The sequence below is a fragment of the Kitasatospora sp. NPDC091257 genome, assembly GCF_044757675.1.
Classification (GTDB): Bacteria; Actinomycetota; Actinomycetes; order Streptomycetales; family Streptomycetaceae; genus Kitasatospora; species Kitasatospora lactacystinica.
Window position 1 is genome coordinate 1 of record NZ_JBIVVI010000732.1, and the last position, 4,669, is coordinate 4,669.

The window sequence follows — 4,669 nt, forward strand, 5'->3', positions numbered from 1 at the left end:
GCCGCGTTCTGTGCCGGGCTGTGTCCCTCCCCTGTCGACCCGCCCTCTGTGTCCGGCCTGTCCCATTGGCCGGTCCGCCGGGCTGGGACGGGGCTGTCCCAGCTGTGTCTCGGAGTGTCCGGTTTCGGGTTTTTGCTGGGACGGTCCTAGGACTGTCCCACCCTGATTTGCCTGGTGGGAGCATGCCGCAGGGGTGCTGGGACAAGGACCGGCACATCGGCGGCTACCGGTCGGGGCGGTCATCTTCGACGGCTCATCCGGCCCGGAGGACCTCGTTGCGCAGCGCGCGCAGCAGGGTCAGGGCGTCGTGGTCGTCGGCGTCGGTGAGCGCGTGAATCGCCAGGAGGATGGAGCGGGCGACCAGCTTCGCATTGGCGGGGCCGTCGCCTGCGAGAGCGGCCTGGTTGTGCAGGGCATCGGTCAGGACGAAGACCATGCGGGCCATCGGATCGCCGTTGATCTCGGCGACCAGTCGGCCCGTTTCGTCGTGGTCCATGGTGGCGTCGATGCCGAATGCGGCGATCAGGATGCGGTGGAGCGTGTGCTGCCCGTAGGCGGCGAGCAACCCAGGCAGCGGGCGCTCGCCGGCATTGCCCGCCAGGACCCCCAGGGCATCGGCATCGTTCTTGACGACGGCCTCCAGTACGGCCAGTGCCCGCAGATGCTCATCATCGGTCAGCTCGATGTCCATGGCCGTAGGGTAGGGCACTGCTCGGAACCCGCGTCGGAGTTCGCACGAATCCATCTGCCAGATAGAAGGGGCGGTCAAACTCCGTCGAGACTCGTCAAACTTCGATGGGATGGGTCAGTCGGCGCCGGAGTCCTCGATGGCGGCGAGCAGGCGGGCGTGGACGGCGCTGGCGGCGTCGCGGGTGGCCGGGTCCGGGTCTTCGAGCTGCGGGGCGATCAGCTCGGCGGCCGCGGCGAGGACCGGCACGGGGACGGTCGCGGTGCGCAGGTGCGCGAGCTGGGCGGCCGCCTTCTCGCCGGGCGTAGCCTGGGTGCGGGTGGGGATCAGGGAGCCTATGCCGCGCGGCTGAGTGCTGGTCACCCGGCTCATTCTTCCGCGCGCCGGGCGGTTGTGATCACCACGGCCGGTCGCCGCCAGCCTCGGTGGGCAGGTGGCCGTGGTGGTGGCGGGCGACGGCCTCGAGCAGCGCGGCGCGCGCTCGGCGCCAGCGGACGTCCTCGGTCCGGCCGGCGTCGGCGGCCAGCTCGGGCAGCGGCCGGTCCTGGGCGGCCGCGGTGAGGTCGGCGCCGAGAGCGCTGATCGCTTGCTGCCAGTCGGCGAGCTCCAGCAGCAGGCCGCGCACCAGCCGGTCGACGGCGCCAGCCGGGTCGGTGCCGAACGCCCGGGCCTCTGCTGCGGTCTCGGCGAGGACATCCTCGTCCAGGTCCTCGAACGCCTCCCGCCACGGCTCCGCCCGCTGCTCGAAGAGCTCCAGGACGGCGTGCAGCTTGGCCTCGACGGCGGCCGGCGACCACGGCGGCGAGGTGCGCGGCGGGCGGATGGTGGCGGACAGCATACGTCCGGCACCTGGGGCGAGCCCGCGCCGGGCGGTCCTGCTCATCCGGCCAGCGCCTCGGAGGCGGCCCGGCCAGCCGCGGTGGCGGCGTCCAGCTCGGCGGCGAGCACCTCGAGCTCGCGCGCCAGGTCGCCGAGCACGCACGACGGCATGGCGGCGGCGATCGCGCAGACGGCGATCAGCGACATCCGCTCGCCGGCGTGGAGCTCGGGCAGCGTGCCGGTGGTGTGCGAGGCACCGAGCACCACGTCCGCCGCCAGCGTGCAGCGCAACTCCTCGGTCAGCAGACCGTTGCTGCCCGGGATGATCTCGCGACTGCTCGCCTGGGCGATCGCCTCGGCCACCCGCTCCAGCAGTCGGCCGTGGTCCTCCTCGCCCTGGTGGCCGGCCAGCTCGCGCACCCACGCGGCCGCCGCCTCCCCCGCGCCGGCCGCCCGGTGCAGCGCCGCCAGCTCGGCCGCGCGCTGCACCTGGTCCTTGGGGGCTTTGGCCTCGTCGAGGGCCGGGGTGTGGAGCAGCAGCGGGGCGGTCGGCAAGGTCGTCATACCGGGTGCAACCGCGAGCGGGACCGGACAGTCACGGGTGCAGCGAGGATGACCTTGCTACACCGGACGCTGCTGCATTTCCGTGCAGCCAGGCGACCCTTGCCGCACCAGGTGCAGCGCTGCGCAGCGGGGACAACCTGCGCGTGCGAAGCGCGCTGGGCGGGACAACATGCGGGACACACGGCTGGCGGGCGCATGCGGGGGCGGGACAACCCGCACGCGGGCGGCCCGGCGCGGAATCCGGAGCGGTGCGAAATTCCCGGCAGCGACCGGCTCGGACGCCGGGAGGCGAAGCGCCCCGGGGCGAAATTCGGCTGCCGCGCCTGGTTACGATCACGCCATGGAAAACGAACCGGGGCGAAATGGCGAGGTGGCGCTGTTCGATCTGGACGGCGACCAGGTCGAGGGCGCGCGCTGTGAGGGGCCGGATTGCGAGGAGCCGCTGCCGCCGCGCGAAGGACGGGGCCGCCGCTTGAGGTACCACTCGCAGGCGTGCAAGAGCCGCGCCGACCGGGTGCGGGTCAAGGCCCGGACCGCCGTGGGGCTGCCCGGCCCGGCCAAACCCGCCGCTGCCGCCGCCACGCCGCAGGAGCGGCCCGCAGCCGGGCTGCCGGTGGAGCGGCAGCGGGTGCTCGGCGCCGCCGACGCGATCCGCAAGCGCACCGAGGCCTTCCTGGCCGCCGTGGACGACGACCCGATGGGTGCCCACACGGAGCTGTCCCGGCAGATCTATGCCCTCGCCTCACGCCTGGTCACCAGCGCCCGGGACGTGCGGGACGCGGTCCGCTGGCCCGGCCTGGACGCCGACGCCCGCACCGAGGCGCGGATCAGGGAGGAGTGGAACCTGCCGGACGCCGCTCCCGGCGACCAGAAAACGGACCGGCGCGATTTCCCGGTCCCGCTCCGCGACCCCTCCGGTACCGGTGAAACGCCCCGAGGCGAAAATAGCGCGGCGTCGACGGCCCGCCCGGCCGCGCCGAAAACGCCCCGGGGCGAAACCACCGCCGACCTCGCCCTGGACGTGCTCCACCGGGCCGACCACCACCGCGCCGCCGCCGGCCACCCCGCGGCTCTGGTCGCTCCAGTCGCTGCGGCCGGACTCCCCGGCGAGGCGCCGATACCCAAGTTGGTGCTGGGCCGGACCACCGGCTGGACGCCGCCCACCGACCGCGGCCTGGGCGAAGCGCACCGCGACTACGCCCTCGGCGACGGCCTGGTCCACCTCACCTGGCCCGGCAAGCCCGGCGTCCAGGCCCTCGAACGGCGCGGCTGCCCGGCCGGCTGGACCGAGCTCTACGACGACCGCGGCCACTGGGCGGTCCTCATCGACGGCCGCCTGGTCGTTGATGCCGCCAACAGCAGGCCCTGGGTGTCGACCAACGCCGACGACGCCGTCACCCTGCTGCGCCTGGCGCTCGACCAGGGCCTCGCCGCCCCCGATCCAGCCCGGCCGCTCCCGCGCGTACACGAGTGACCCGCCCACCGCGTGCGCCGACGCGTACCGGATCGGCGCGGCTGGCCCACGCCGGACCAGCTCCGGTTGCGCCGTCAGGACGGCCTGGCGGGTCCCAGGGGGACGGTGCCAGCGGGCGCGCCCACTACGAGCCCCGGCCCGGGGCTCCGTCCCGCTGGGACTGGGCCGGCGACACCCCCTGACCGGAACCCCAGCTCGCTGACCTCTGAAACCCCTGCCGGAGAGTCAGTGTCTCGCGGTACCGTGGCGCCCCCGCAAAAGCATGAGCAAGGGATCAACCGTGGCGTTCTCGTTTCGCGTCGACAAGATGACCCTCACCGATGGCACCGTCGTTTCTCCCCCGGCGAACGGGATGACGGTGTTCATCGGCCCCAACAACAGTGGGAAATCCCAGCTGCTGGGAGAAATTGCCAGCCGTCTTGCCAGCTACCCCGGACCGGCCTCCACGACCCACTGGCTGAGCCAAATGGAAGTCGAGGGCGAGGGAACACCCGATGATTTCCTTCAATACCTGCACAGCGTCGGAATGGTGCCCCGCGTCCGGCCGGACAACGGTGAACCGTACTATCCTCTGCAAAACCGCAATGTCACCCCGATGACCGAATTGGGAATCCCGGGGCACATGCTGGCAACGCACTGGAACAGCCGTACCTACGGACAGATCGCTTCTCTGCTGTTGTCGACCCAGTGGACTGGCGACCGGCTGCAGGACCAGACGAGCTCCAGCCAGCTGAACCGGATGCACCCGCCGTCCCACCCCACCCAGTACCTCAGGTCCGAGCCGTCGGCGCTCGCGGAGTTCTCCCGGCTCATCGAGAGTGCCTTCGGCACCCCGATCTCGATGAATCGCTACGACGAGCAGGGTCTTCGGCTCACTATCGGCGACCCGGAACTCCCCATCGACGCGGACCCCGCCTCCTACGAGTACTGGGACGCCTACAGGGCCCTGCCTGGAGTTGCGGCCCAGGGCGACGGCTTCCGCAGCTTCGTCAACCTCCTCCTCCACTCACTCGTGCGCCCCACACCCGTCATCGTCATCGACGAGCCCGAAGCCTTCCTCCACCCACCACAGGCACGACTCCTCGGCCGCATCCTCGCCGAGCGCACCCCCTCCCCATGCCAGG

6 protein-coding genes are annotated in these 4,669 nt (G+C 72.3%); 2 read left to right on the forward strand and 4 right to left on the reverse strand.

Going from position 1 to position 4,669, the window contains the following annotated elements; genetic code table 11:
* Nucleotides 1-253: 253 nt before the first annotated feature.
* The 4 genes from ACIQOV_RS28365 to ACIQOV_RS28380 all read right to left on the reverse strand — a co-directional run bounded on the left by ACIQOV_RS28365 (nucleotide 254) and on the right by ACIQOV_RS28380 (nucleotide 2,071).
* Nucleotides 254-691: a hypothetical protein gene (locus ACIQOV_RS28365; protein WP_401053266.1), complete on the reverse strand. Its 438-nt coding sequence runs from the start codon at nucleotides 689-691 to the stop codon at nucleotides 254-256.
* 114 nt (nucleotides 692-805) lie between these two features.
* Nucleotides 806-1,051, reverse strand: a complete 246-nt coding sequence (locus tag ACIQOV_RS28370) for a hypothetical protein (protein WP_401053268.1) — start codon at nucleotides 1,049-1,051, stop codon at nucleotides 806-808.
* A gap of 34 nt (nucleotides 1,052-1,085) precedes the next feature.
* Nucleotides 1,086-1,526: a hypothetical protein gene (locus tag ACIQOV_RS28375; protein ID WP_401053270.1), complete on the reverse strand. Its 441-nt coding sequence runs from the start codon at nucleotides 1,524-1,526 to the stop codon at nucleotides 1,086-1,088.
* A 41-nt stretch (nucleotides 1,527-1,567) separates the two neighbouring features.
* On the reverse strand, nucleotides 1,568-2,071 hold the full coding sequence (locus tag ACIQOV_RS28380) for a hypothetical protein (RefSeq protein WP_401053272.1): 504 nt from the start codon (nucleotides 2,069-2,071) through the stop codon (nucleotides 1,568-1,570).
* 340 nt (nucleotides 2,072-2,411) lie between these two features.
* Between ACIQOV_RS28380 and ACIQOV_RS28385 the strand changes: the two genes are divergently transcribed.
* Both ACIQOV_RS28385 and ACIQOV_RS28390 read left to right on the forward strand, forming a co-directional pair.
* Nucleotides 2,412-3,545, forward strand: a complete 1,134-nt coding sequence (locus ACIQOV_RS28385) for a hypothetical protein (protein ID WP_401053274.1) — start codon at nucleotides 2,412-2,414, stop codon at nucleotides 3,543-3,545.
* Between the two features lie 280 nt (nucleotides 3,546-3,825).
* Nucleotides 3,826-4,669, forward strand: an 844-nt coding sequence (locus ACIQOV_RS28390; RefSeq protein ID WP_401053276.1) for an AAA family ATPase, incomplete at its 3' end; no start/stop codon positions are given.

Coding starts and splice junctions, on each gene's coding strand:
- ACIQOV_RS28365 (WP_401053266.1), bottom strand. CDS start 691: ATGGACATCGAGCTGACCGATGATGAGCATCTGCGGGCACTGGCCGTA.
- ACIQOV_RS28380 (WP_401053272.1), bottom strand. CDS start 2,071: ATGACGACCTTGCCGACCGCCCCGCTGCTGCTCCACACCCCGGCCCTC.
- ACIQOV_RS28385 (WP_401053274.1), top strand. CDS start 2,412: ATGGAAAACGAACCGGGGCGAAATGGCGAGGTGGCGCTGTTCGATCTG.
- ACIQOV_RS28375 (WP_401053270.1), bottom strand. CDS start 1,526: ATGCTGTCCGCCACCATCCGCCCGCCGCGCACCTCGCCGCCGTGGTCG.